Source organism: Variovorax paradoxus (assembly GCF_030815975.1).
Classification (GTDB): domain Bacteria; phylum Pseudomonadota; class Gammaproteobacteria; order Burkholderiales; family Burkholderiaceae_C; genus Variovorax; species Variovorax paradoxus_N.
Genome location: NZ_JAUSXL010000002.1, coordinates 1,051,618 through 1,078,253, shown reverse-complemented (window position 1 = coordinate 1,078,253; position 26,636 = coordinate 1,051,618). Strand labels below are relative to the sequence as shown.

Below are 26,636 nucleotides of genomic sequence, written 5' to 3'. Positions count from 1 at the left end.
GCTGCACACGGCCCTGCTCCCGACGCATTCAAAGATCGATCGAACTTCCATGCCCTCGCTCCTGATCCGCAACGTGCGCCCGCTGGGCGCTCCCGCTGTCGATGTGCTGGTGCGCGATGGCCGCATCGCGCAAACCGGCGCTGCGCTGTCCGCGCCCGCCGATGCCGCGGTCGAGGAGGGCGCCGGCGCCTTGCTGCTGCCCGGCCTGGTCGAAGGCCACACCCACCTGGACAAGACGCTGTGGGGCATGGACTGGTACCGCAACGAGGTCGGCGCCAGCCTCGTCGACAAGATCGAGAACGAACGCGCCTTCCGGCATGCGAGCGGACACGACGCGGCCGCGCAGTCGCTGGTGCTGGCCAAGGCCTTTCTCGCGCTCGGCACCACGCGGCTGCGCACCCATGTCGACATCGATACGCAGGCCGGGCTGCGCCATCTCGAAGGCACCTTGCGCACGCGGGAAACCCTGCGCGACGTGCAGCAGATCCAGGTGGTCGCGTTCCCGCAGTCGGGCCTGCTGGGCCGGCCGGGGACGGCCGAGTTGCTCGGGCAGGCGCTCGCGCAGGGCGCCGATGTGCTTAGCGGCCTCGACCCCTGCGCCATCGACGGCGACCCGGTGCGCTCGCTCGACCTGCTCTTCGGCATTGCCGACAGGCACCAGCGCCCGCTCGACATCCACCTGCACGAGCCCGGCGCCATGGGCGCGTTCTCGCTCGATCTGATCCTGCAGCGCACCGAAGCGCTGGGCATGCAGGGCAAGGTCGCTGTAAGCCACGGCTTCTGCCTTGGCGACGTGAGCGAACGCGAGCGCGACGCACTGCTCGCGCGCATGGCCAGGCTCGGCGTGGTGCTGATCACCAGCGCGCCGCCATCGCGCAGCGTGCCGCCGCTCATGGCCTGCCGCAAGGCCGGCGTGACGGTGCTCGGCGGCAACGACGGCATCCGCGACACCTGGTCGCCCTACGGCAACCCAGACATGCTGGAACGCGCGATGCTGATCGGTATGCGCTACAACCTGCGCCGCGACGACGAGATCGACCTGGCGCTCGACACCGTCACCCACGCCGGCGCGCGCGGCTGCGGCTTCGAGGCCTATGGCCTGGAAGCGGGCTGCCGCGCCGACCTGGTGCTGGTCGATGCAGAGACGCCGGCGCAGGCCGTGGTCTCGCGGCCGGTGCGCAAGCTGGTGGTGGCGGGCGGCCGTGTCGTGGCGCGCAACGGCGTGCTGCAGGCCGACGTGGCGTCGTTGTAGCCCGCGCCTTCAGCAACAACGAAGCAGGGCGCCGCCGTGTGCGCCCTCGGCCTACGCGAAAGCCCGCTGCCGGCTGTAGAGCGCGGGCCCGCAGCCAGGAGAGGCTTCGCCGCAGATTCAATCTTCGAACGAAAGGCTTTCCATGCGCGCCCACGACAAATCGCTGTCCGGACCCGTCGCCGATGAACTGACGCCGCTGGAAATTTCCCAGGCCGTCCTCCAGGGCGAAGAAAACCCGAACATCGCGCGGCCGCTCACGCCGCTCGAGCAGGCCGCCACGGGCATGGGATCGGACACCGGACAGCGTTCATCGCTGGGCCGCATCCTGTGCAGCCCCGCGGTGGCCTGGGGTGCCGCGGCCGTGACGGGCCTGGGCCTGCTCGCGGCGCTGGCCTATGCGAAGCGGGAGCCCACGCTCAGGCCCTGAGGCCGCCGGCGGCGAAGGCGGGCATGCGGAACCCGCCTCACTACACTGCTGCGGATGAGCCTTTCCCCTCGACCGCATCGCGCGCGAGAAGACCGCCTTGTTTCCTATTTCCGAAGCGACGATGCCATGCGCAGCCGCAGCGTGAGCGATGTCGTGCTCTCAGGCGCGGTCGATATGCCTGTGCCTCCCGCACGCCTGATTGCAGATTGGGAACGCGAGGTTTCTTCGCGCCTGGCGCTCGAACCCGGTGACGTCGAGCCCTTGCCCTTGGCGCGGGCGCGTGCGCGCTGGCCGGACTACAGGCGCTGCGTGCAGGAGGTGTCCGACTGGACGCGCACGCTTGGATTGCCCGAGGTGCTTGCGTCGAGCGAGGTTGCCCTCATGGCCTGCCGCGGCGCGAGATACCACCACGATGGCGCGCAGTATGGCGGCGCGGCATTCTGCAATCTGTTCCTCTGCGAAGACAAGGAACTGGACGTGCACTTTCCCTCTACGGGCCATCGCATCCCCCTTGCCCGCGGCACGATCCTGATATTCGATACGGGCCAGCCGCACGCCGTGATCCGGCGCCGCAGCAGCGGCTTCGATGCGGCCGACTTCGCGCCCGGCCAGGATTGCACCCAGGTGTTCCTGACCTGGGAACTCCCCATTGAAGATGCGCATGTGGCGCGCGCACTTCGTATCGCCTTCGACATCGACGCGCCGACCGCATCGCAAGTGGATGAAGAGCAGGTTCGCATGAACGGCGAACGGGCCAGCGTGTGCCCGGCCTCGGGCGAGTGGCGCCGGGCCGGTTGAGCATCAGGCCACCAAGCGCCTTGCCAGCGCGAGTTCGACTGCAGCTTTTCGTAGTCATTCCACGCGAGCTTTAGAACGTTTGGACTCGGCGGGTTTTCCTTGTAGACGATGCAGGCGCCGAGCGAAGAGACTGCGCCCGCACGTACGAAGGGCAGGCCTGCACGCCGTCATCGCCGCTACATCGCGATGTCACAGCTCTTTCTTACGCTGGAGGCCATTCAACCGCCTCGAGAAAAAAGGAGTGTCTCCATCCATGCATCCACGATTCATCCTGCGCGCGCCGCTCGCGCTGTCGGTACTGGCCTTTGCATTGACCGCCTGCGGCGGCGGTGACGGCGGGGGCGGCAGCGGCTTCAGCGGCGCTGCCGCCACTTCGGGCAACGCACTCGGCTCGGACCCGGCCAATGCGAACACGGCCGGCAAGGCCGATGCGGCCTCGTCCGGCGCGGGCAGCGAGCCCAGCGTGAGCTACGCGCCCTGACGCGCCATCGCGTCCCAACATTCTCAAGATCAAGAACAAACCCCCATGACCACACGCCGCAAGTTTCTCCAGACCGCCACCGGCTCCGGCATTGCCGCCGCCACGCTGGCCACCTTTCCGCCCAGCATCCGCCGCGCGCTGGCCATTCCCGCGCACCGTGAGACCGGCACCATCAAGGACGTCAAGCACGTGGTGCTGCTGATGCAGGAGAACCGCTCCTTCGACAGCTATTTCGGCACCTTCAAGGGCGTGCGCGGCTACGGCGACCGCTTTGCCGTACCGGCGCCCAACGGCAAGACCATCTTCCACCAGACCTACACCAAGACCGCGCCGCCCAGCAGCTACACGCCCTACCGCCTCGACGAGAGCAAGGGCAACGCGCAGCGCGCAGGCAGCACGCCGCACGGCTGGTCCGACTCGCAGGCCGCATGGGACCACGGCCGCATGTTCAAGTGGCCGGACGTCAAGAACCTGCTGTCGATGGGCTACTACGACACCGCCGAAGTGCCGTTCCAGCGCGCGCTGGCCGAGGCCTTCACGCTGTGCGACCACTACCACTGCGGCATGCACACCGGCACCATCGCGAACCGCCTGTTCTACTGGAGCGGCACCAATGGGCCCAACGGCATCAGCCCCGCCGATGGCAGCAAGGTGCAGCTCGCGGTGCTCAACAACCAGTTCAACGCCGGCAACGACATCGGCGCCTCCACCGAAGGCTGGACCTGGACCACCTATGCCGACCGGCTCGAGAAGGCCGGCGTGAAGTGGAAGGTCTACCAGAGCCTGATCGACAACTTCGGCTGCAACGAGATGATGAGCTTTCGCCACTGGCGCAGCGCCGTCGAGCAGATGCCGGCGGCGCGCCGCCCCGTCTACGTCCCCGCGACCGACATCACGCAGCCGGTGACCGCCGCCGGGCCGTTCTACGACCCGGCCATCGACGATGCGCTCAGCCCGCTGGCCAAGGGCTTCGGCAACACCATGCCGCAGGGCTTTCTCGAAACCTTCCGCGAGGACATCCGCAACGGCACCCTGCCCGCGGTGTCGTGGATCATCTCGCCCTCGGCCTATAGCGAGCACCCTGGACCTTCGAGCCCGGCCAAGGGCGGCTGGTACGTGCAGGAAGTGCTGGACGCGCTCACTGCCAACCCGGAGGTCTGGAGCAAGACCGTGCTGATCATCAACTTCGACGAGAACGACGGCTTCTTCGACCACCTGCCGTCGCCCGCCGTGCCGTCGCGCAACCCCGACGGCTCACTGGCCGGCGCCACCACGATGGCCGAGGCCGACGTGGCCGTCGAATATCACAACTACACGCCGGCCACCCCCAAGCAGCCCGCCACGGACGGCCGCCCCTACGGCCCCGGCCCGCGCGTGCCGATGTGGGTGGTCTCGCCCTGGAGCCGCGGCGGCTGGGTCAACTCGCAGGTCTGCGACCACACCTCGACGCTCATGTTCCTGGAGAAGTGCTTCGGCGTGGCCGAGCCGCAGATCGGAAAGCACCGCCGCGCCGTCTGCGGCGACCTCACCAGCGCCTTCAACTTCGAGCGCCCCAACGACGAGCCGCTGCCCACGCTGCCCGGGCGCAAGACCAAGGCCGAGGCCGATGCGCTGACCGCCGCGCAGGAGACGCTGCCGAAGATCGTTCCGTCGGCCGACGCTGACCTGCCCGTGCAGGCCACCGGCGTGCGCCCTTCGCGCGCGCTGCCCTACGAGCTGCACACCAGCGCGCGCAGCGACGCGCTCAACGGCCGCGTCCAGCTGCTGTTCGCCAACAGCGGCCAGGCCGCTGCCGTGTTCCACGTCTACGACAAGCTGCACCTGCCCGACCGCCTGCCGCGCCGCTACGTGGTGGAGCCCGGCAAGCAGCTCGACGGCCACTGGAACGCCATGAGCGACGATGCCGGCCTGTACGACCTGTGGGTGCTCGGCCCCAACGGCTTTCATCGCCAGTTCAAGGGCGACCTGAACCGGCTGCGCGCCGGCAGCGCGCCCGCGCCCGAGATCCGCGTGGGCTACGACGCGCGCCGCGGCGACCTCTACCTGCAGATGCGCAACGACGGCCGGCGCGATTGCCGCTTCACCGTGCAGCCCAACAAGGCCTATCCGCGCCCCGACGCCTACCAGGCCGGCGGCCGGGACCGCAATGGCAACGACGACAACGGCACCTATGGCCACAACCCCGACGGCTCATGGAGCATCCGCGTCAAGGGCGGCGGCGAAACCGGCATGCGCTGGAACCTGGACGCGAGCGGCCAGTGGTACGACTTCGTGGTCACCTGCGATGCCGACCCTTCGTTCTACCGGCGCCTTGCCGGCCGTATCGAGACCGGCCGGCACTCGGTGAGCGATCCGGCCATGGGGCTGCAGGACCGCTTCTGAGCTGGCAAGGGGCCGCTGCTACGGCAGCAGCCTGGCGACCGCATCGGCGAACGACGGAATGTCGGTCTGGGTGTGCGTCGTCGAGTAGGTGGTTTCGGTGATCGACAGGCCCGGGTAGCCGCGAGCCACAAGCCGCGCGTGCATCCGGCCCACCGGATCGAAGTTGCACTCGTTCGGGTTGTCGCAGCGCGTGAGAACCAGCGTTGCAGGCAGGGGCCGGTCGCCCAGCGCATCGTGCATTCGCTGCTCGAGGTCTTCGTACTCGGCCGTCTGGAAGGCGAACGCGGCTTCGAACGCCAGGAAGTGCGAGAACGCCAGGCTGCCCGCCGCGCCTTCGAGGAACAGCGCAATGCCGGCCATACTCCCGCTCAGCGACAGGCCGGCCAACAGGCGCCTTTTCGCATCGGCGCGGTACTTCGCCTCGATGAACGGCACCAGTTCGAGCACAAGGAAGTCGTGGTACGGCACGGCGCCCGGCATCGTGTAGTCCTGCTCGCGGCGGGCCGTGCCGCCGATGCCGACCAGGATTGCCTCGGTGCGGCGCTGCTCGAGGATGTCCTTGAGATTCGAGAACCGAGTGCCGGGCGGATTGAAGATGCCGTCGCCGTCCATCGCATAGATGACCGGATAAGCCGTCGAACCGCCGTCGTAGGAGGCCGGCAGGTAGATCTCGAGCGCGTAGCTTGCGCCCGTCTTGGCCGAGGTGATGGTGTCGGAGACGACGCGGCTCGCGGCAGGAGCTGGTTCGGCGGGTGGCGCGGGCTCGGCTGGCGTGGCCGGCGCATCGGGTGCGGGCGGCGTGGCCGGCGCATCGGCCGGCGGTGCAACGGTGGCCACCGGCACAACCGGCAGGAAAGCGCCGCTACCACCTCCGCCACCACCTCCGCCGCAACTCCACATGCCGAGCACGAGCGCCCAGCTACCGACGACTACGAACGCGCGCATCCTTTGCCCAAGCTGCATCGGAGTTCCTCGAACGTTGGGGTTGAAGAGGCGCATCGGGCGCTCGTTGGAAGCGCGCGCGCCGGGCAGATATGGCCCTTTTCAGAATGCCACGGAAAGCCGTGGTTCAGGTGCCGTTCAGGGTAGAACAAAAACGAAAAAGTCGTATCAGCCAAGCTCCTGCCGATCCCGCGCACACAACGCGCGCCGTTTTCTCGTTTTGGAGGCACTTACACTGCGGCCATGAGAAGAACCGGGGAAGTTCAATGCGGCCTGCAGCCCGTGGTGGAGTTGCGGAAAGAGGCTGCGTCGTACGCTTACTCCGTTCGCGCGCCGCGTTCCAAAGGCGTGATCCCGCCCAGCTCCTACAGCAACGGCGGCTTCGCGACGCTCGCCGATTGCCTGCTCGACGTGGCGCGCGCCCTCGGTGGCGATTTCAAGCGCATCTACGTGCGTCTCGACGGCTACTGCGTCGGGGAGCGTGACGTCGTCGAATTGCGCCGTGAGCCGCAAGAGGTTGCGGCCGCATTGAAGGCAGCTTGCGAAGCGGCAGCGGGGGCCGCTGCGGCTGGTACCGCCGCATCAGACACCAACGACAACGACCCCTGAGTTCGCCGCCGGCACGCGATGCGAGCCCGCGCCGTCGCATCGCCGCGCCTCGGTCGAGCGCCGCGATCCGCGCCATCTCCGCATCCGCCAGCTTCAGCTGCCGCGCCTTCAGGTTGCTCTGCAGGTTCGAACTCCGCCACCTTGCGGGGCTGCAACTTAACCATCGGTTAAGACCAGCTAAACAAGACGCGAATTGCCGGCACACCTTCGAATCGTGAGGATGCAGAGCGCCGACGCCGTCGGATCCGCACACATAAGACAGGAGACAGCATGCACCCCAGAAGCCCGACCGGGCGCCAGTCGCACCTGCCCGGGCTCGCGGCGGCGATGTCCGCGGCGGCGATCGTCGTCGCTGCCGCGCCGGCCGAGGCCCGCGTCACCCGCATCGTGATCGACAGTATTGCGCCGCTCGCGGGGCAGCCGATGCCGTACGAGCAGATCCGCGGCCGCGCTTTCGGCGAACTCGATCCGGACGATCCGCACAACAGCGTCATCACCGACATCAGGCTGGGAGCGGACGCCGATGGCAAGGTGCGGTACGAAACCACCTTCAATCTGGTGAAGCCGGTCGACATGAACCGCGCGAGCGGCTTCCTGTGGCACGACGTGCCCAACCGCGGCGGCGCCGGCACCATCGCCGTGGAAGAGCGCGAGCTGGGCGACATCGGCCTGCGCAGCGGCTGGCAGGCAGACAACGCCGGCAACACGGGCGTTCCCGTCAACCGTGCTTCGGGTACCAATCACTGGGTGGCGGCGCCCATCGCCAAGGTCGACGGCGTGGCCGTCACAGGCAAGGTGTTCGCGCGAATCGTCAACCAGAGCGGCGCGGATTCCAAGCCGTTGATGGTGCAGACGAACCCTGTGCCCTACCTCCCCGCCACGCTGGACACGACCAAGGCGACGCTGAAGACGCACACCAGGGAAACCGTCGATGGCGTCGTCACCGAGGGACCAGCCATCGCCGCGGGCGACTGGGCGTTTGCGAAATGCGATGCCGGCCATCCGTTTCCCGGCACGCCGATCGACAACAACCCCGCCAACGCGCCCGGCAACCTGCCCGTGCACATCTGCCTGCGCAACAGCTTCGATCCCACGCTGCTGTACCAGGTGGTGTACCCGGCACACAACGCCTACATCCTGGGCGTGGGCATGGCGGCGTTCCGCGACGTCGGGGCCTTCTTCCGCTACGAGGCGGCGGACGATTTCGGCATGCGCAATCCGCTTGCCGGCGTGGTCAAGGGCACGGCCGTGCGGGGTGTGTCGCAGTCCGGAAACATGGTGCGGCAGTTCATCTTCATGGGGCTGAACCAGGACGAGCGCAACCGCAAGGTCTACGACGGGGCGTGGCCGATCATCGCGGGCCGCCGGGTGGCCGCCAACTCGCGCTGGGCCCAGCCGGACGGCGTGCTGGAGCTCTACCAGCAGGGCAGCGAAGGCCCGCAGTGGTGGGTCGACTGGCCAGACCCGGTGCGCAAGCAGCCCACCGGCAGCATCTTCTCGCGCTGCGGCGCGAACGACACCTGCCCGAAAGTGATCGAGCATTTCGGATCGGCCGAGGTGTACGCACTGAAGCTGACGCCCGAGTGGATCGGCACGGCCGGCGACGCGGACATTCCGCTGCCGCGCAACGTCCGGCGCTACTACGTGCCGGGCAGCCACCACGGCGGCGGCGCGGGCGGCTTCACGCACATGCCCGCGGCCACCGCCGGACCCACCTGTCCCGGCAACAGCTTCGGCCGCGGCACGCTGGCGGCCAACCCGGTGCCGCACACGGAAATCACCAACGTGCTGCGCTTGGGCCTGCGCGAATGGGTGCTGAACGGCACGCCGCCGCCACCGAGCCGGTGGCCCACGCTCGCGGGCAAGACGCTGGTCGACGCGAACAAGGAGGCGATGGGATTTCCGAGCGGCGTGCCCGGCGTTCCAGACTCGATCTTCCTGCCGCAGAACTTTGCGTTTCCGGTGCTCGACTACGACTGGGGCCCGCAATTCAACCATGCGGAAGCCTCCGGCGTACCCACCAAGGTGCCGCCGATCATCAGGAAGGTGATCCCGATGAAAGTGCCGAAGGTCGATGCCGACGGCAACGAGATCGACGGGGTTCCCACGGTGCTGGTGATGGCGCCGCTGGGCACCTACCTGGGCTTCAACGTCACTGCCGAGGGCTTCCATCGAGGCCAGGTGTGCAACTACGTGGGCGGCTACGTGCCGTTTGCGCGAACGCGTGCCGAGCGTACCGCGAGCGGCGATCCGCGCCTGTCGCTCGAGGAGCGCTACGGCAGCCACGAGGGCTACGTCGCCGCGGTGCAGGCCGCCGCCGGGAAGGCCTTCGCCGAAGGCTTTCTTTTGCCCGCGGACCGCGACCGCCTCATCCGGCAGGCTTCGGAGAGTGCCGTGCTGCGCTGAACGGCGCCGCACTTTCCTCGATCATTTCCACCAGGGCGGCCGCTGGTCCCGAGAGTTCCGATCGGCTGCGCATGGCCAGCAGCAGCACGCGTTCCATCTCGATGCCTTCGAGGCCGATCTGCACGAGGCCGAGCGCCTGGGCATAGAGCGCGGCCGCCGCGCGCGGCAGGATCGCCAGGCCGAGCCCGAACGAGACCATGCGGCACATCGAATCGAAGCTGCGCACCTGCACCCGGATGCGGGGCGTGCGCTTGGCCGCGTCGGCCGCCGCCATCACCTTGCGCGTGAGCGATGCGCTCCGTGCCAGCGTGACCAGGTCGTGCTCGAGCACGTCCGCGAGGCAGGCGTTCTGCCGGCCGTCCAGCAGGTGGCCCGCCGGCACCAGCAGCACCAGCTGGTCGACATTGCAGACAAGGGTCTCCAGGCCTTCGTGCGGCACGTTGTCGCCGATGACGGCCAGCTCCGCCGTGCCCTTCTGCACGGCGCGGATGCCGTCTTCGCTCAGGGCATCTTCCATGTCGATCACCACGTGCGGATAGCGGCGGGCGTACTCGGCCAGCACGCTGGGCAGGAAGCCGCCGAAAGCGGAAGGATTGGCACACAGCCGCAGATGGCCGGTGGCGCCCGAGTGCAGGTCGTCGACGGCCTGCACGAGCTGTTCCAGGCGCGCGATCACCTCGATCGCGTGCCGGTGCAGGGTCTGTCCCTCGGGCGTGGCGGTCACGCCGCGCTGGCCGCGCTGGAGCAGCGCCATGCCGCAATGCCGTTCGAGATCGGTGATGCGCTTGCTGGCCGCCGGAAGCGATACGCCGAATCGGTCTGCACCCGCGGTCAGGCTTCCACCATCGACAACCGCGACAAAAAGTCGCAGCGAGGTGAGATCGAAACGATTCAGATTGATCATGGCGGGTGGATTTGACCATCGCCGGCGCTACGATCCATTGAAAGACGCAAGACACCATGCCTATCCTCCATCGACCCGGTTTCATCTTTTCTCCGCGTGCGCGCGGCACCATGGCGGCCGCCCTTTGCGCGGCATCGCTCTTCATGGCGGGCTGCGAAACAAAACCCGAATTCCGCCCGCTCACCTCCGAGGTGCCGCCGCCGCCCACTTTCGTGACCGTGCCGAGCGAAGAAACCTGCCAGGCCGTGGAGGCGCGCTATGCGCTCGGCCAGGCCCTCGATCCGCTGCTGCTGGAGCAGATGCGCACGCGCACCGGTTCCAAGTCCGCACGCACTTCGGCCGTCGGCGCGCCGCTGCCGTCTCCGGCCGATCCGGGGCGGCTCAATGTGGACGTCGATCCGCAGGGCCGCATCAGCGGCGCGCGCTGCGGCTGAAGTCGAACGCCACCATTCCAGGGGCGGATAATCGCCCAATGCGAATCCGCTTTACCAAGATGCAGGGTGCCGGCAACGATTTCGTCGTGCTGGACGAAACGCGCGGCACGCTGGGCCTCACGGCCGCGCAGTACCGCTTCCTGGCCGACCGCCATTTCGGCGTCGGCGCCGACCAGATCCTCACGGTGCGGCCTCCCTCCAAGGGCGCGGCCGAGGGGGTCGATTTCCAGTACGTGATCCACAACGCCGACGGCGGCGAGGTGGAGCAGTGCGGCAACGGCGCGCGCTGCTTCATGCGCTTCGTGCGCGAGCACCACCTGACCGACAAGGACACGGTGCGCGTCGAAACGCTGGCCGGCATCATCGAGCCGCGCATGAGCGAGGACGGCCGGGTCACGGTCGACATGGGGCCGCCCATCTTCGAACCCGCGCGCGTGCCCTTCGACACCGCCGGCCTCGATTCGCAGCCCGACGGCGCCTGGCACAGCTGGCACCTGGCCCTCGGCACGCATGCCGAATCGGCCATTGTTTCGCTCGCGGTGCTGTCGATGGGCAACCCGCATGCGGTGCAGGTGGTCGACAACGTCGACACCGCGCCCGTGGCCCGGCAGGGCCCGCAGATCGAGCACCATCCGCGTTTTCCGCAGCGGGTGAATGCCGGCTTCATGCAGGTGGTCGACCGCTCGCACATCAAGCTGCGCGTGTTCGAGCGCGGCGCCGGCGAAACGCTGGCCTGCGGCACCGGCGCCTGCGCGGCGGTGGTGGCGGGCATCCGGCTCGGGCTGCTGGAGCACCGGGTCGACGTGCAGACGCATGGCGGCGTGCTCACGATCGGCTGGGAGGGCGAGGGGAACCCCGTGCTCATGACCGGCCCGGCCACCACGGTTTTCGAGGGGGACATCGAGGTGCCCGAGCTGCCATGACCAACTTCAGAAACAACAAAGACGACGCCATGAACCCGATCACCGAAGACGACATCGCCAACTACCTGGCGAACACGCCCGACTTCTTCGAGCGGCACGCCCAGTTGCTGGCGCAGGTGCAGCTCACCAGCCCGCACGGCAACCGCGCCGTGAGCCTGCAGGAGCGCCAGGCCGAGATGCTGCGCGAGAAGATCAAGGCGCTGGAGCATCGCCTGATGGACATGGTGCGCCACGGCACCGAGAACGTGGTCATCGCCGACCGCCTGCAGCGCTGGACCAGCGGCCTGCTGACCACGCGCGATCCGCGCAGCCTGCCGTACCGCATCGCGGTCGACCTGCAGTCGCTGTTCCTGGTGCCGCAGACCGCCATCAAGGTGTGGGACTGCGGCGCCGACTACCTCAACGAGGCCTATGCGCAGTGGGTGAGCGACGACGTGAAGGCGCTGGCCACCTCGCTGACCTCGCCCTACTGCGGGCTCAATTCGGGCTTCGAGGCGGCCAACTGGCTGCCCGAGCCGGCCGGTGCGATGTCGATCGCGCTGATCCCGCTGCGGCCCGATGCCGAGTCGCCGGCCTTCGGCCTCTTGGTGCTGGCCTCGCCGGACGCGCAGCGCTTCAACGCCGAAATGGGCACCGACTTTCTCGAACGCATCGCCGAACTGGCTTCGGGCGCGCTGTCGCGGCTGCGGCCTTGAGCGGGCAGCGCCGGTCCTGGCGGGCCGCCGCCCGGCCCGTGCTGTGGACGGTGCTGCTGGCCGCGCTGCTGGCCTACCTCGCTATCGCCGCGGTCATCTGGCGGCGCGCGGTCGAGGCGCTTGCCAATCCCCCGCAACGGCCGGCCGACGCCGCGCTGGTCCTGGGCAACCGCGCATTTCTCGATGGCAAGCCCAATCCCTGCCTGACGGGCCGGGTCGACACCGCCATTGCGCTGGCCGATGCGGGCCTTGCGAAGCAGCTTGTGCTGTCGGGTGGCGTCGACAAGGAGGACGGCCGCATCGAGGCCGAGGTGATGCAGCGGCATGCGCGGGCCCAGGGCTACGCCGGGCCGCTGCTGCTGGAGCCGGCATCGACTTCGACCCGCCTGAATCTCGCGATGTCGCGTCCGATGCTGCAGGCGGCGGGCATCCACGGCGTGATCGTGGTGTCGGAGCCCTACCACCTCTGGCGCGTGGAGCGCCTGGTGCGGGCCAGCGGTTTCGACAAGGACTTCGACGTTCAGTACGCCGCCGCAAGCACGCGCTGCTGGCGCCGCTGGGGCATGGTTTTCAAGGGTGCGTTGCGCGAGCCTCTGGCTGTCGTGAACAATGCGTTCAATGGCTATCTCCACTGAGACGGCGGGGACCGGCTGGGTCGACAGGTACCTGCAGCACGTGCGCGTCGAGCGCCGGCTGGCGGCGCGCACGGTCGAGCTCTACGCCATCCATCTGCAGGCGCTCGCGGCCAATGCCGCCGAGGCCGGGCTTGCGCTCGACCGCGTGCAGACCGCGCACATCCGGCGCTGGATGGCCCAGCTGCACGGCGCGGGGCGCGAGCCGCGCGGCATTGCGCTGGTGCTCTCGTGCTGGCGCAGTTTCTACCGCTGGCTCGGCAACGAAGGGCTGGTGGGCTTCAACCCCGTGAAGGACGTGCATGCGCCCAAGGCCGCACGGCCGCTGCCCAAGGCGCTGGCGGTCGACGATGCGGTGCGGCTCGCCGAAATGTACGACCCCGAGGCCGACCCCTGGACCGAGGCGCGCGACAGCGCCATCGTCGAGGTGCTCTACGGCTGCGGCCTGCGCGTGAGCGAGCTCACCGGCCTCGATGCGCGCGCCAGCCACACGGCCCGCGGCTGGGTCGATCTCGATGCGCTCGAAGCCAACGTGCTCGGCAAGGGCAGCAAGCGGCGCATCGTGCCGATCGGCAGCAAGGCGGCCGAGGCGCTGCGCGACTGGTTCGCGGTGCGCGGCGACTGCGCGGCGCTGGCCACGGCCGCGCTGCGCGACCCGGCAGGCGCGGCGGCGCTCTTCATCAGCGGCAAGGGCGTGCGCATGTCCTCGCAGGCGGTGTGGAAGCTGCTGCGCGAGCGCAGCCTCAAGGCCGGCCTTGCGGCGCCGGTGCATCCGCACATGCTGCGGCATTCGTTCGCGAGCCATGTGCTCCAGTCGAGCAGCGACCTGCGCGCGGTGCAGGAACTGCTGGGCCACGCCAACATTTCCACCACGCAGGTCTATACGCGGCTGGACTTCCAGCATCTGGCCAAGGTCTACGACGCGGCACACCCGCGCGCGCAGGCGCGCCCCGAAGGCTCGCGTGCGCAGACGCGCCCCGAGGGTGCGCGGGCCAAGCCGAAGAACGACAACAACAAGCCAACAAAATGAAAACCCTCCGCCTCAAGCCCGGCAAGGAGCGCTCGCTGCAGCGCCGCCATCCCTGGATCTTCGAATCCGCCATCGCGCGCGGCGGTGCCGATTCGGGCGAGACGGTGCGCATCGAATCCCACGACGGCGTTTTCCTGGCCTGGGCCGCCTTCAGCCCGGTGTCCAAGATCCGCGCGCGGGCCTGGAGCTTTGTCGAAACGCAGCGCATCGATGCCGCCTTCCTGGCCTCGGTATGCGCCCGCGCGGTGGCGGGCCGGGCGCTGTTCGACCTGCAGAGCGACGGTGTCCGGCTGGTCCACGGCGAGGCCGACGGGCTGCCGGGCCTGATCGTCGACCGCTACGGCGACACGCTGGTCGCGCAGTTCCTGTCGGCCGGCGTCGAGCGCTGGAAGGCCGCGATTGCCGATGCGTTGCTCGCGGCGACCGCCCTGCACAAGCTCTACGAGCGCTCCGACGCCAGCGGCCGCGAGCGCGAAGGCCTGAAGCCGGTCACGGGCTGGCTGCGCGGGGAGGGCGCCACCGAGATCACGATCCGCGAGCACGGCTGGCAGCTCTCGCTCGACATTGCGACCGGCCACAAGACCGGCTTCTACCTCGACCAGCGCGACAGCCGCCAGCGCTTTGCCGAGCTGGCGCAGCATCGGCGCTTTCGGCGCGTGCTCAATTGCTTCTGCTACACCGGCGGCTTCACGGTGGCCGCGCTTGCGGGCCTGCGTGCAGCCGGGGCGGAGGAGGGCGCGGAACTGGTGTCGGTCGATTCGTCGCAGCCGGCGCTCGAGCGGGCGCGGGCGAACCTGGCGTTGAACGGCTTCGGCGGCGAGGGTTCGGGCCTGAAGACGGAATTCCTGGACGCCAATGTCAACGCCGTGCTGCGCGAATTCATCGAGCAGGGCCGAAGCTTCGATGCCATCGTGCTCGATCCGCCCAAGTTTGCGCCCACCGCGGCCCACGCCGAGCGCGCCGCCCGCGCCTACAAGGACATCAACCGCCTCGCGCTCAAGCTGCTGGAGCCCGGCGGCGTGCTGCTGACCTTTTCGTGCTCGGGCGGCATCAGCGCCGATCTTTTTCACAAGATCATCGCTTCGGCCGGCATCGATGCGCAAGTGGACGGCTACATCAGCGAACGGCTGGGCGCGGCGCCCGACCACCCGATGACCATCGAGTTTCCCGAGGGCGAATACCTCAAGGGCCTGGTGGTGGTGAGAAAGCCGGCCTGAACCCTGTTCCCGGTGCAGGCTTGACCCCGTACCAACGCAACTGAGTGGCATTGGCTAAACTGCCGGCCCCTTCCCTTTTCTTCCTGTTTTCCGTTTCCGGAGCACACCCATGGCCCTCATTCCCGCCACCATCCTCACCGGCTTCCTGGGCTCGGGCAAGACCACGCTGCTCAAGCGCATCCTGACCGAGGCCCATGGCCAGAAGATCGCGGTGATCGAAAACGAGTTCGGCGAAGAGAACATCGACAGCGACATCCTCGTGACCGAGTCGAAGGAGCAGATCATCCAGATGAGCAACGGCTGCGTCTGCTGCACCATCCGCGAAGACCTGCGCGAGGCGCTGCAGCTTCTGGCCGCCAAGAAGCGCCAGGGCCTGCTCGACTTCGACCGCGTGGTGATCGAGACCACCGGCTTGGCCGACCCCGGCCCCGTGGCGCAGACCTTCTTCATGGACGACGAGATCGCCGAGAGCTACCTGCTCGACTCCATCCTCACGCTGGTCGATGCCAAGCACGCGCCGCAGCAACTCAACGACCGCCAGGAAGCGCGCCGCCAGGTGGGCTTTGCCGACCAGATCTTCATCAGCAAGAGCGAGCTGGTGTCGGCCGAGGAGACCGAGGCGCTGATTCATCGCCTGAAGCACATGAACCCGCGCGCGCCGCAGCAGAAGGCGCATTTCGGCGACGTGCCGCTCAAGGACATCTTCGACCTGCGCGGCTTCAACCTGAACGCCAAGCTCGACATCGACCCCGACTTCCTCAAGGAAGAAGAGGCGCACGACCATGACCACGCGCATGGCGAGCATTGCGACCACCCCTCGCACAAGGATGAGGGCCACGGCCACCATCACCACACCGACGACGACGTCAAGAGCTTCGTCTACAAGGCCGACCGTCCCTTCGATCCGGCCAGGCTGGAAGACTTCCTGGGCGCCATCGTCAACATCTACGGCCCGCGCATGCTGCGCTACAAGGGTGTGCTGAGCATGAAGGGCACCGAGCGCAAGGTGATCTTCCAGGGCGTGCACCAGCTGATGGGCAGCGACCTGGGCCCGGAGTGGGGCAAGGACGAAGTCCGCCAGAGCCGCATGGTGTTCATCGGCATCGAGCTGCCGCGCGAAATTCTCGAGCAGGGGCTCGAGCAGTGCCTGGTCTGACAAAGCACCGACCGCATAGGAAAAAAGGCGCTGCCCCCGAAAGGGCAGCGCCTTTTTTCCTATGCGGTCTTACTGGCCCGGTGCGCCCAGCGGCTTGCCGTTGAGCTTCAGGCTGCCCTCGGCATATTCGATCTGCGCGGTGACGTCGTCGCCCTCGCGCTTGACGAAGCCCTTTTCCTCGCCTTGTGCGACCAGCCCCGCCATCATTTCGGGCGGCGGCGTCTGGCCGCTCTCGGCGCCGGTGGCAGCAATCTGCTCCAGCCATTGCATCGGCAGCCGCGCGCTGGCCTTGAGCACGCCGCGCTTCATGAGCAGCGCCATGCCGGGAGCCTGCAGGTCTTCGTCGGTCACGCCGGCCATGCCGGCCGTGTAGCTGATCTCGCCGCGCTTGCCGCCAATTTCGACCAGCATCCTGTCGAGCCCGATTTCGGGGCTGTACTTGGCCATGGCCTTGAGGTCGGGCGCCAGTTGGTCGAACAGCACCTTCATTGCGGCCTGCGAGGCCTTGCCGCCGCCCTTGCCGCAGCCGTTGGCGGCACTCGACTGCATCCAGGCATCGGCCAGCTTCTTGTAGCCGGCGGCGTGGATGCGGCGCCCGCCGCTGCTCATCTCGAACTTGTCGATCTTCGTGTCGCCGATCTTGCCGGTGCCCTTGAAGGTGCCGGTCGATGCGTAGAGCCCGTCCGCGATGGTGGCTTCGGCGACTATGTCGATGTCCTGCAGCAGCACCGCCGGCACGGCCTTGCCTTCGCCGCCCGCGGCGCCGCCCAGGCCCTTGGGGGCCGCGAACTCGAGGCTGTCGAGCCGGGCTTCGGTCTTGCCCGTGGCCAGGATCCAGCCCGCGCTCTTGTCCATGTCGGCCTTGCTGGTCAGCTTGCCCATCTTCAGCGTGGCGCCGGTGCGCGCGTCGCCGACATCCAGCCCCGGCATCGTCAGGTCGTAGCGCACATGGGTCCGGGCGCCGTTCGTCTCGATGCGCAGTTGCGCGCCTTGCCAGGCGAACCGGGCCTTGCCTTCCTCGGCCAGCCCGGCGGGCGCCACCGCCAGGTCGGTGGTGTAGGCGCCGTCGAATGCCATCTTGGTATGCGCCGTCAGGGGCTTGGCCTTGCCGAAGATCTGTTCGGCCTTGGCCTGGCCCTTCACGTCGAACACCAGTTCGCTGTCGATGGTGGCTGCCGCCAGCGTGCCGCCGGCGAACGGGCCGTGGCGGATGGTGTCGCGGAAGGTGATGCGCACCGCCTTGAACGGCGTGGCGGTTTCTTCCTCTTCTTCTTGGTCCTTCTCCGCGGCGGGCTTGACGGCAGGCACCTGGAGCGCGGCATCGGCTGCGCAGCCGAGCTCGAGCGTCACTGTGCTGACGGCGCCGAAGAAGCCGCGTTCGTAGCTGCGTTCGACCACGCGCACCAGCGCGGTCTGCTTCGGCACCTCGTCCAGCGCGGCCTCGTAGCTGGATTTGACCTTCGAGCCGGCCAACCACGTGCCGCCTCCATAGGCAAGTGCGATGGCCGCAGCCAGCGTGCCCAAAACTGCTTTTTTGCTCAAGATTGATTTCTCTTTTGTATGAATGGGATCGACCCGCACCGCTCCCTCGGCGATTTCGGCAAGTCTTGCTGCCCCCTCCGGCAACGCCGGCGATGCTACCGGAGGCAAGGGGGTTGCAGGCACATCACCCTTCATTTCGAGTTCTCTATACAATCGCGCGCCTGTTCCGGCAGCCATGCCTTCGTCCGATGGACGGGATGTGGCTTACGGCATGGGGCGCCGCAGGTTTCTGGCGGGCTTTCGGGGGTATAACCCCGGGGTTCGTCACTGCGAGCACTCCGACGAGTGGAGTCCGCGCGGCTTGAAACCCGCCGTGGTTCCCTTGGGAGGAGACACCCAGTGAAAGCGCGTTCCAGTTCGTTCAAGGAGCCAGTCACCGTGAAGAAACCCGCCGCCAAGGCCACGCCAGCAACCAAGCCCGCTGCAAAGAAAGCAGCGGCTGCCAAGCCGGCTGTACCCGCGGCAAAAAAGAGTTCTTCCGCTGCAAAGGCCCCGGCCACGAAACCAAAAAGCGCTCCAAAGAAGCCAGCAACGCCATCGGCCAAGGCCGCGACCGTTGCAAAGAAGCCCGTCAAGCCTGCAAAGTCTGCTGCGCCGCCGGTGGCATCCGCCCCGGCCAGGAGTGCAACCAAAACTGCAGTTGCGGGTCAACCGCCATCCAAAACCGTCGGCCGCACTGCTGCCGTTCCTTCTGCCCCTCCGATCCCAATGAAAAAAACGGCTGCCGCCTCTTCTTCCGCCACGGCGACACCTTCGATGCCCGCTCAGACCGCTGCACCCGCCCCCGCGCGAGGCGGCCGCGTGTCCCGGCTGTCGCAGCTGACCGTGCCTTCCATGCCGCAATCGGTGGCTTCCACCGCTGCCAAGTCTTCCTTCTCGCAGGCGCCTTCCAATGCGCTGGTGCCGCCGCCGCCCGTGGCGGTGAAGAAAGACCCGAAGCTCGCCAACAACTGGAAAGCCAAGTCGGCTGCCGAGCTGACCGATGCCGAGGTGATCGCCATGCCCGACACCGAGTACATGAACGAAAAGCAGATGGCGTTCTTCCGCCTGAAGCTCGTGGAACTCAAGCGAGGCATTCTCGAAAACGCCGGCGAAACCACCGAGCACCTGCGTGAAGACACCGTGGTGGTGCCCGATCCGGCCGACCGCGCGACCATCGAGGAAGAGCACGCGCTCGAACTGCGCACGCGCGACCGCGAGCGCAAGCTGCTCAAGAAGATCGAGCAATCGATCCAGCGCATCGATGCCGGCGACTACGGCTACTGCGACGAAACCGGCGAACCCATCGGCGTCGGCCGCCTGCTGGCGCGCCCCACCGCCACGCTGTCGCTCGAAGCGCAGCAGCGCCGCGAGCTCAAGCAGAAGATGTTCGGGGACTGATCGGCCGAAGAGAAAGAACCTGTTCGCCTCGAAATCCTCGTCGATGCCAAAGGAAGAGTCGGGCCGCCTTTTTTCCAAGGTGGCAAAGTTCGTCCGCAATCCGCTCAAGGATTGGTCCGAGCTGAATGCGACTGCGGATTCCACGCTGCCCGAGCAGGCCTACAGCCGTGAAATGCTCAAGGAGATGATCGAGCGGCGCCAGCGCAACGACTTCGTTCGCCGGCGCGAGTTCGACATGCTGCGCAAGCTTCGCCAGCGCGAAGCCGCGGCCCACGCCTTCGAAGGAACGGTCACGCCGTCTTCCTTCAACCTGAACAGCACCACGGAAAAATCCGAGGGGCGCGCGCTCACGCTCAAGAAGATCGACGAGATCGAGGAGCAGATGTCGCAGCAGTGGTGGAAGGGCCGCGGCCCCAATGGCGAGGTGCTGTCCAATGCGCCGCCCGACGCTGGCGCCGAAACCCTGCCGCCGCCCGTGGATGCGGACGAGCTCGCCAGCCTGCTTGCCGCGCCGGCCTACGGACCTGCGCCCGCGCCTGCCGTCGTCCCGGCGCCGGCAGTGGTTGCCGCCGCTGCGCCCGCTGCGGGCAGCCCGGCGGCGGTCAGCGGCGCCTCGCTGCTGTCGGCACGGCTCGCGCGCGACGGCGCGCTCGAGGAAGCCGTGATCCGCTTCGCGCATGGCGACGATGCCGGGGCCGAGGCGATCCTTCTTCAGGCCCTGGCCTCCGAGAGCGTAGCGGCCGAGGGCGACCACGCCACCGCCGAGCGCGACGACGCGCGCTGGCGTGCGTTGTTCGACCTCTACCGCGCCACCGGCGACGCCGCCAGGTTTGCCGCCGCCCGCATGCGCTATGCGCAGCGCATGAAGCGCATGGGGCCCGACTGGGTCTCGCTCGACGAACTGGCGCGCAACGTGAAGGCGGTGGCCGCCAGCGAACTCGCCGACCTGGCGCCGGCCGGCGCCGACTGGGCCAGTCCGGCACGCCTGGCGCGCGACGGATTGATCCAGCTCACGCGGGCGCTGTCGCAGGCCGGCTCGGTCTGGACCCTCGACTGGCGCGCGCTGGCCGCCGTCGAGGCCGCTGCCGCCGCGCCCCTGCGCGTGCTGTTCGCCCATTGGGCCGACTCGCCAGTTCAGCTGCGCTTCATCGGGGCCGCGAAATTGCTGGCCGTGCTGGCCGAGGCAACGCCCAACAACGAGCGCGGCACGCAGGACGTCTGGTGGCAGCTGCACCTGGCTGCGCTGCGCATGATGAACATGCCCGACGACTTCGAACTGGTGGCGCTCAACTACTGCATCACCTACGAGGTCTCGCCGCCGGCCTGGCAAGACCCGAAGGGCGCCTGCGCTTCGGTGGCCGCACCGGCGGCAAGCCACTCGGGCTCCGTGTGGTCGCTGCTCTCGGTCCATGGCGAATCGGAGAGCTTTCCCTCCACCGACACCGGCTTTGCCGCGCTGGCCGGCGATCTGCGCGGCGAGGCGCATTCGAGCCTGCAACGGCTGGATACCGACCTGCGCAACACCACGGCGCCCGTCATTTCGTGCGCCGCACTGCTGCGCATGGACCTGGCCGCCGCCGGCACGCTGCTCGGCTGGGTGCGGGCGCGCGACGCCCAGGGCGAGCGGGTCCAGTTCGTGGACGCCCACCGCCTGATCGCGGCGCTGTTCGATCTGGTCGGCATTGCCGACCATGCGACAGTGGCCGTCCGGAAGAACTAGGCCTGTCAACAGGCCCTGGCCACATTCGGTAGCAGGCGCGGGGTTGCATTGCCTTGCGGCATCCCCAGATGGCTTCGATGGAACAGTTTCACGGCACCACCATCGTGAGCGTGCGCCGCAAGACCCCCCAGGGCGACCAAGTCGCCATTGGCGGGGACGGGCAGGTCACTCTCGGCAACATCGTCATCAAGGGCACCGCGCGCAAGGTGCGGCGGCTCTATCACGGCAAGGTGCTCGCGGGCTTTGCCGGCGCCACGGCCGACGCCTTCACGCTCTTCGAGCGCTTCGAGGCCAAGCTCGAAAAGCACCAGGGGCACCTGACCCGCGCCGCCGTCGAACTCACGAAAGACTGGCGCACCGACCGCGTGCTGCGCAAGCTCGAAGCCATGCTGGCCGTGGCCGACGCCACCACCTCGCTCATCATCACCGGCAACGGCGACGTGCTGGAGCCCGAAGACGGCGTGATCGCCATCGGCTCGGGCGGCGCCTATGCGCAGTCGGCGGCCAAGGCGCTGATCGACAACACCGACCTCACGGCCGAGCAGATCGTGCGCAAATCGCTGGCGATAGCGGGCGAAATCTGCATTTACACGAACATGAACCACACGGTGGAAGCGCTCTGACCATGTCCATGACCCCGCAGGAAATCGTCTCCGAGCTCGACAACCACATCGTCGGCCAACCGGGAGCCAAGCGCGCCGTGGCCATTGCGTTGCGCAACCGCTGGCGCCGCCAGCAGGTCGAGGAGAAGCTGCGCGCCGAGATCACGCCCAAGAACATCCTCATGATCGGCCCCACGGGCGTGGGCAAGACCGAGATCGCGCGCCGCCTGGCGCGGCTGGCGGATGCACCGTTCATCAAGGTCGAGGCGACCAAGTTCACCGAGGTGGGCTACGTTGGCAAGGATGTCGACTCGATCATCCGCGACCTGGCCGAAATCGCCGTCAAGCAGACGCGTGAGGCCGAAAGCGCCAAGGTGCGCGCGCGTGCCGAGGATGCCGCCGAGGACCGCATCCTCGACGTGCTGCTGCCGCCCGCGCGCGGCGCCGACGGCGCAACCCCCGCGCTGGACGGCCCCAATCCCACCCGGCAGGCCTTTCGCAAGAAGTTGCGCGAGCACCAGCTCGACGACAAGGAAATCGAGCTCGACCTGGCCGAAGCCCGCGCGCCGCTCGAGATCATGGGGCCGGCCGGCATGGAGGAAATGACCGAGCAGCTGCGCGGCATGTTCGGCCAGTTGGGCGGCGGCAAGCGCAAGACGCGCAAGCTCAAGATCGCCGAGGCGCTGCGCCTCCTGATCGACGAGGAAGCGGCCAAGCTGGTCAACGAGGACGAGATCCGCGCGCAGGCCATCACCAATGCCGAGCAGAACGGCATCGTCTTCATCGACGAGATCGACAAGGTCGCCACGCGCAGCGAGGCCCAGGGCTCCGACGTGTCGCGCCAGGGCGTGCAGCGCGACCTGCTGCCGCTGGTCGAGGGCACGGCCGTGAGCACCAAGTACGGCGTGGTGCGCACCGACCACATGCTGTTCATCGCGAGCGGCGCCTTCCACCTGAGCAAGCCGAGCGACCTCATTCCCGAACTGCAGGGGCGCTTTCCGATCCGCGTCGAGCTGCAGTCGCTCTCGGTGTCCGATTTCGAGAGCATCCTCACGCAGACCCGCGCCTCGCTCGTGAAGCAGTACCAGGCGCTGCTCGCCACCGAGGGCGTCACGCTCGAATTCACACCCGAGGGCGTGAATCGCCTGGCCACCATCGCCTACGAGGTCAACGAGCGCACGGAGAACATCGGCGCCCGCCGCTTGTCGACCGTGATGGAGCGTTTGCTGGATGAGGTAAGCTTCGACGCGACCCGTATCGAGGGGCAGACCATCCACATCGATGCCGCTTATGTCGACGAGCGCCTTGCGGCACTAAGTCACGACGAAGACCTTTCGCGCTTCATTCTCTGAAGCTGCCTTGCGGCCCCTGTAACGGCGGCCGCGCTTCACGCATCACATTCATTGCGTGAGCTAAGTGCTTAATTCTCAACGGAATTCGCCGATTTTCAGCTTTGGAAATCGGCGCTAAGTCGTTGATTCCATTACAAAAAATACCACCAACGGCCAGTTGCGTCCCAAGTGTTTCCTGCTACAGTGCAAAAAAGTGCAGTTAAGTGGGAAAAAGTGCGGATGGTGCCTCTTTCGGGTGCCGCGGCATTCCCAATACAGGGGTTCTGGTCGTGTTTCAAGGCGCTTCATCGCTCAGTCTGGATGCCAAGGGGCGGCTCTCCGTGCCGACCCGGCATCGCGACGTCCTGAGCGCCACGGCGGGCGGCCAGCTCACGATCACCAAGCATCCGCACGGCTGCCTCATGGTGTTCCCGCGTCCCGAGTGGGAGAAATTCCGCGAGCGCATCGCCGCGCTGCCGATGTCGGCACAGTGGTGGAAGCGAGTCTTCCTGGGCAACGCCATGGACGTGGAGATGGACGGCACCGGGCGCATCCTGGTGTCGCCCGAACTGCGTGCCGCCACGGGCATCGTGCGCGACACGCTGCTCCTGGGCATGGGCAACCACTTCGAACTCTGGGACAAGGCCAGCTACGAGGCCAAGGAGGCCGAGGCCACCCAGGGCGAGATGCCGGATGTGTTTCAGGACTTCGCGTTCTGAGGACCCACGTGAACACTCCATGGATTCATACCACCGTCTTGCTGAACGAAGCGGTGGAAGCCCTTCTTTCAGGCAGCACGGCGGCGGCCGGCACCTACGTGGATGCGACCTTCGGGCGCGGAGGGCATGCGCGCGCGATCCTCGCGCGGCTGGCACCGGAAGGCAGGCTGATCGCATTCGACAAGGATGCGGAAGCGGTGGCCGAAGCAGCGCGCATCTCGGATGCGCGTTTTTCCATCCGGCACCAGGGATTCCGTTCGCTGGGCGAATTGCCCGATGCCAGCGTGGCGGGTGTGCTGATGGACCTGGGCGTGAGTTCGCCGCAAATCGACAACCCGATGCGCGGCTTCAGTTTTCGTTTCGACGGTCCGCTCGACATGCGCATGGACACCACGCGCGGCGAGAGCGTGGCCGATTGGCTGGCAACGGCCGAACTTCAGCAGATTGCAGAGGTGATCCGTGACTATGGCGAAGAACGGTTTGCTGTTCAGATTGCAAAGGCGATTGTTGCTCGCAGACAAGAACGGGGCGCAATTTCAACCACCACCGAACTGGCCGAGCTCGTGGCTGGCGCGGTCAAAACCCGCGAGCCGGGCCAGAACCCTGCAACGCGCACATTTCAGGCTTTTCGGATTTTCATCAACGCCGAGCTTGAAGAGCTGCAACAGGCGCTAGAGGCGAGCCTCTCGGTGCTGCAGCCCGGGGGCCGGCTCGCGGTGATCAGCTTCCACTCGCTGGAAGACCGCATCGTGAAGCAGTTCATCGCCAGGCACTCGAAGGAGGTGTACGACCGCCGCGCGCCGTTCGCCGCCCCGAAGGCCATGAAGCTGCGTGCGCTCGAGCGCATCAAGCCCTCGGCCGCAGAGGTGAGCGGCAATCCGCGCTCGCGCAGCGCGATCCTGCGCGTGGCCGAGCGCACCGGAGTCCGTTGACGTGGCACGGCTGAACCTGCTCCTGTTGCTCGCGGTGGTCGCCTCCGCGCTCTACCTCGTGCACACGCAGTACCTGTCGCGACAGCTCTACACCGAGCTCGACCGCACCCAGCAGGAAGCCCGGCGGCTCGAGCTCGACCACGACCGGCTGCAGGTGGAAAAGCGCGCGCAGGCCACGCCGCTGCGCGTGGAGAAGCTGGCCAAGGAGCAGCTGCAGATGCGCACCACCACGCCGGCCATTACGCAGTACGTGCGGCCCGACGGCACGGTGATTCCGGCCGTGGTGGCGCCGCCGCCCGCGCCGCCCGCGGGTCCGGCGCCCAAGCCTGTCGCGAGGGCCCAGCGATGAGCGCCGCGCCAAGGATGCACCAATGAGCCGCCGCAGCGTCCGCTACACCACCAGTCCCTTGCTCGCGAGCAAGACACCGGTCTGGCGCAGCAAGTTCATCGTCGCCGGCATCGCCTTCGGCTTCGTGGTGCTGGCGGGCCGGGCTGCCTATGTGCAGGTGTTCAACAACAGCTTCTTCCAGCGGCAGGGCGAAGTGCGCTTTGCGCGCACGCTCGAGCTGCCGGCCAACCGCGGGCGCATCCTCGACCGCAACGGCCTCATCCTGGCCTCCAGCGTGGTGGCGCCGAGCATCTGGGCCATTCCGGAAGACGTCGAGCGCGACGACCCCGAGGTGCGGGCCAAGCTCAAGCAGGTGGCCAAGCTGCTCGAGATGCCGCAGAAGGACTTCGACAAGAAGCTCGAGGACGAGGACAAGACCTTTGTCTGGATCAAGCGCCAGGTGGACGAGCCCATTGCCAAGCAGATTGCCGCGCTCAACCTCAAGGGCATCTACCAGCGCAAGGAATACAAGCGCCAGTACCCCGAGGGCGAGGCCGCGGCGCACGTGGTGGGCTTCACCAACGTGGAGGACAACGGCCAGGAGGGCATCGAGCTCTCGTTCAATAAGGAACTGGCCGGCAAGGCCGGCTCGCGCCGCGTCATCAAGGACCGCCTGGGCCGCGTGGTCGAGGGCGTGGGCGAGCAGGTGCCGCCGGTCGACGGCAAGGACATCCAGCTCAGCGTCGACAGCAAAGTGCAGTTCTTCGCCTACCAGAAGCTGCGCGACGCCGTGACCGCGCGCCGTGCCAAGGCCGGCAGCGTGGTGGTGCTCGACGCGGTGACCGGCGAGGTGCTGGCGCTGGCCAACTACCCGAGCTACGTGCCCGACAAGCGCCAGAACCTCACCGGCGAACAGCTGCGCAACCGCGCGCTCACCGACACCTTCGAGCCCGGCTCGACCATGAAGCCGATCACCGTGGCCATGGCGCTGGAGGCCGGCCGCGTGAAGCCCTCGACGCTGATCGAGACCTCGCCGGGCCGCTTCCAGCTGGGCGGCTTCACCATCAGCGACACGCACAACTACGGCACGCTCACGGTCGAGGGCGTGATCCAGAAGTCGAGCAACGTGGGCGCGCTCAAGATCGCGCAGAAGATGACCCCGCACGAGATGTGGGACACCTACACCGCGCTGGGCTACGGCCAGAAGCCGCAGATCCAGTTCCCCGGCGCCGTCACGGGGCGGCTGCGTCCCTGGAAGACCTGGAAGCCGGTCGAGCAGGCCACCATGGCCTATGGCTACGGCCTGTCGGCGTCGCTGTTCCAGATGGCGCATTCGTACACCGCCTTTGCGCACGACGGCGCGATCATTCCCGTCACCATCCTCAAGAACACCGAGTCGCCCGTGGGCGTGCGGGTGTTCTCGCCGACGAATGCGCTGGCGGTTCGCAAGATGCTGCAGATGGCGGCGGGTCCGGGCGGCACCGGCACGCGCGCGCAGACCATCGGCTATTCGGTCGGCGGCAAGTCGGGCACCGCGCACAAGCAGGTTGGTAAAGGTTACGCGAGCAACAAATATCGCGCTTGGTTCACCGGCATGGCACCGATCGAAAAGCCGCGGATCATCGTCGGCGTGATGATCGACGAGCCGAGCGATGGCCAGTATTTCGGCGGCGTGGCCGCCGCGCCCGTTTTCAGCGAGGTCGTGCAGCAGACCCTGCGCATGATGAACGTTCCGCCCGACCTCGCGGTCAAACCGCTGGTGGTGACGCAAGGCGTCGACGAGAGCTTCTGAAC

At 67.6% G+C, this 26,636-nt stretch carries 25 protein-coding genes; 22 read left to right on the top strand and 3 right to left on the bottom strand.

What is annotated here, in order from left to right:
* Nucleotides 1-49: 49 nt before the first annotated feature.
* From QFZ47_RS08835 to QFZ47_RS08815, 5 genes are all read left to right on the top strand, one after another.
* Nucleotides 50-1,252: an amidohydrolase family protein gene (locus QFZ47_RS08835; RefSeq protein WP_307655285.1), complete on the top strand. Its 1,203-nt coding sequence runs from the start codon at nt 50-52 to the stop codon at nt 1,250-1,252.
* A 142-nt stretch (nt 1,253-1,394) separates the two neighbouring features.
* The gene (locus tag QFZ47_RS08830) at nt 1,395-1,679 is read left to right on the top strand and encodes a hypothetical protein (protein ID WP_307655284.1); all 285 of its coding nucleotides are present in this window, start codon (nt 1,395-1,397) and stop codon (nt 1,677-1,679) included.
* A 54-nt stretch (nt 1,680-1,733) separates the two neighbouring features.
* Complete coding sequence (locus QFZ47_RS08825) at nt 1,734-2,477, top strand: hypothetical protein (protein WP_307655283.1); 744 nt, start codon at nt 1,734-1,736, stop codon at nt 2,475-2,477.
* 253 nt (nt 2,478-2,730) lie between these two features.
* A complete protein-coding gene (locus tag QFZ47_RS08820) occupies nt 2,731-2,958 on the top strand; it encodes a hypothetical protein (RefSeq protein ID WP_307655282.1) in 228 nt (75 codons plus the stop codon).
* 45 nt (nt 2,959-3,003) lie between these two features.
* A complete protein-coding gene (locus tag QFZ47_RS08815) occupies nt 3,004-5,340 on the top strand; it encodes a phosphocholine-specific phospholipase C (protein ID WP_307655281.1) in 2,337 nt (778 codons plus the stop codon).
* Nucleotides 5,341-5,358: 18 nt separating this feature from the next.
* Here QFZ47_RS08815 and QFZ47_RS08810 read toward each other — a convergent pair whose 3' ends face one another.
* On the bottom strand, nt 5,359-6,303 hold the full coding sequence (locus QFZ47_RS08810) for an alpha/beta hydrolase (protein ID WP_307655280.1): 945 nt from the start codon (nt 6,301-6,303) through the stop codon (nt 5,359-5,361).
* 222 nt (nt 6,304-6,525) lie between these two features.
* On the opposite strand from QFZ47_RS08810, the gene QFZ47_RS08805 reads away from it, so the two are divergent.
* Together QFZ47_RS08805 and QFZ47_RS08795 are read left to right on the top strand one after the other, a co-directional pair.
* On the top strand, nt 6,526-6,891 hold the full coding sequence (locus QFZ47_RS08805; protein WP_307655279.1) for a hypothetical protein: 366 nt from the start codon (nt 6,526-6,528) through the stop codon (nt 6,889-6,891).
* 270 nt (nt 6,892-7,161) lie between these two features.
* Entirely contained in the window at nt 7,162-9,297 is a 2,136-nt protein-coding gene (locus QFZ47_RS08795; RefSeq protein WP_307655278.1) for an alpha/beta hydrolase domain-containing protein, read from the top strand.
* Here QFZ47_RS08795 and QFZ47_RS08790 read toward each other — a convergent pair.
* Nucleotides 9,260-10,201 carry a LysR family transcriptional regulator gene (locus QFZ47_RS08790; RefSeq protein ID WP_307655277.1) on the bottom strand — a complete coding sequence of 314 codons (942 nt, stop codon included), beginning with the start codon at nt 10,199-10,201 and terminating at the stop codon, nt 9,260-9,262. The genes QFZ47_RS08795 and QFZ47_RS08790 overlap by 38 nt on opposite strands.
* Nucleotides 10,202-10,257: 56 nt before the next feature.
* Between QFZ47_RS08790 and QFZ47_RS08785 the strand changes: the two genes are divergently transcribed.
* From QFZ47_RS08785 to QFZ47_RS08755, 7 genes are all read left to right on the top strand, one after another.
* Entirely contained in the window at nt 10,258-10,635 is a 378-nt protein-coding gene (locus QFZ47_RS08785) for an I78 family peptidase inhibitor (RefSeq protein WP_307655276.1), read from the top strand.
* A gap of 38 nt (nt 10,636-10,673) precedes the next feature.
* A complete protein-coding gene (gene dapF, locus QFZ47_RS08780) occupies nt 10,674-11,558 on the top strand; it encodes a diaminopimelate epimerase (protein WP_307655275.1) in 885 nt (294 codons plus the stop codon).
* On the top strand, nt 11,555-12,253 hold the full coding sequence (locus tag QFZ47_RS08775; RefSeq protein ID WP_307655274.1) for a DUF484 family protein: 699 nt from the start codon (nt 11,555-11,557) through the stop codon (nt 12,251-12,253). Before dapF ends, QFZ47_RS08775 begins: the two co-directional genes overlap by 4 nt.
* Nucleotides 12,250-12,888, top strand: coding sequence for a YdcF family protein (locus QFZ47_RS08770; protein WP_307655273.1), 639 nt, complete (start codon nt 12,250-12,252; stop codon nt 12,886-12,888). The genes QFZ47_RS08775 and QFZ47_RS08770 overlap by 4 nt, the downstream gene beginning before the upstream one ends.
* On the top strand, nt 12,872-13,915 hold the full coding sequence (locus QFZ47_RS08765) for a tyrosine recombinase XerC (RefSeq protein WP_307655272.1): 1,044 nt from the start codon (nt 12,872-12,874) through the stop codon (nt 13,913-13,915). Before QFZ47_RS08770 ends, QFZ47_RS08765 begins: the two co-directional genes overlap by 17 nt.
* Nucleotides 13,912-15,132: a class I SAM-dependent rRNA methyltransferase gene (locus tag QFZ47_RS08760; protein WP_307655271.1), complete on the top strand. Its 1,221-nt coding sequence runs from the start codon at nt 13,912-13,914 to the stop codon at nt 15,130-15,132. The genes QFZ47_RS08765 and QFZ47_RS08760 overlap by 4 nt, the downstream gene beginning before the upstream one ends.
* Nucleotides 15,133-15,241: 109 nt before the next feature.
* Complete coding sequence (locus QFZ47_RS08755) at nt 15,242-16,288, top strand: CobW family GTP-binding protein (RefSeq protein WP_307655270.1); 1,047 nt, start codon at nt 15,242-15,244, stop codon at nt 16,286-16,288.
* A 69-nt stretch (nt 16,289-16,357) separates the two neighbouring features.
* Here QFZ47_RS08755 and QFZ47_RS08750 read toward each other — a convergent pair whose 3' ends face one another.
* The gene (locus QFZ47_RS08750) at nt 16,358-17,830 is read right to left on the bottom strand and encodes a YdgA family protein (protein WP_307655269.1); all 1,473 of its coding nucleotides are present in this window, start codon (nt 17,828-17,830) and stop codon (nt 16,358-16,360) included.
* Between the two features lie 708 nt (nt 17,831-18,538).
* Here QFZ47_RS08750 and dksA point away from each other — a divergent pair.
* The 8 genes from dksA (at nt 18,539) to QFZ47_RS08710 (ending at nt 26,634) form a co-directional block, all read left to right on the top strand.
* On the top strand, nt 18,539-19,210 hold the full coding sequence (gene dksA / locus QFZ47_RS08745; protein ID WP_370880574.1) for an RNA polymerase-binding protein DksA: 672 nt from the start codon (nt 18,539-18,541) through the stop codon (nt 19,208-19,210).
* A gap of 79 nt (nt 19,211-19,289) precedes the next feature.
* Nucleotides 19,290-20,930, top strand: coding sequence for an STAS domain-containing protein (locus tag QFZ47_RS08740; protein WP_307655268.1), 1,641 nt, complete (start codon nt 19,290-19,292; stop codon nt 20,928-20,930).
* A 77-nt stretch (nt 20,931-21,007) separates the two neighbouring features.
* Complete coding sequence (gene hslV / locus QFZ47_RS08735; RefSeq protein WP_026283873.1) at nt 21,008-21,553, top strand: ATP-dependent protease subunit HslV; 546 nt, start codon at nt 21,008-21,010, stop codon at nt 21,551-21,553.
* A 2-nt stretch (nt 21,554-21,555) separates the two neighbouring features.
* Nucleotides 21,556-22,884: an ATP-dependent protease ATPase subunit HslU gene (gene hslU / locus QFZ47_RS08730; RefSeq protein WP_307655267.1), complete on the top strand. Its 1,329-nt coding sequence runs from the start codon at nt 21,556-21,558 to the stop codon at nt 22,882-22,884.
* 269 nt (nt 22,885-23,153) lie between these two features.
* Nucleotides 23,154-23,582 carry a division/cell wall cluster transcriptional repressor MraZ gene (gene mraZ, locus QFZ47_RS08725; protein ID WP_307655266.1) on the top strand — a complete coding sequence of 143 codons (429 nt, stop codon included), beginning with the start codon at nt 23,154-23,156 and terminating at the stop codon, nt 23,580-23,582.
* Between the two features lie 8 nt (nt 23,583-23,590).
* Complete coding sequence (gene rsmH, locus QFZ47_RS08720; protein ID WP_307655265.1) at nt 23,591-24,514, top strand: 16S rRNA (cytosine(1402)-N(4))-methyltransferase RsmH; 924 nt, start codon at nt 23,591-23,593, stop codon at nt 24,512-24,514.
* 1 nt (nt 24,515) lies between these two features.
* The gene (ftsL, locus tag QFZ47_RS08715; protein WP_307655264.1) at nt 24,516-24,863 is read left to right on the top strand and encodes a cell division protein FtsL; all 348 of its coding nucleotides are present in this window, start codon (nt 24,516-24,518) and stop codon (nt 24,861-24,863) included.
* Nucleotides 24,864-24,885: 22 nt separating this feature from the next.
* A complete protein-coding gene (locus tag QFZ47_RS08710) occupies nt 24,886-26,634 on the top strand; it encodes a peptidoglycan D,D-transpeptidase FtsI family protein (protein ID WP_307655263.1) in 1,749 nt (582 codons plus the stop codon).
* The last annotated feature ends 2 nt before the right edge of the window (nt 26,635-26,636 follow it).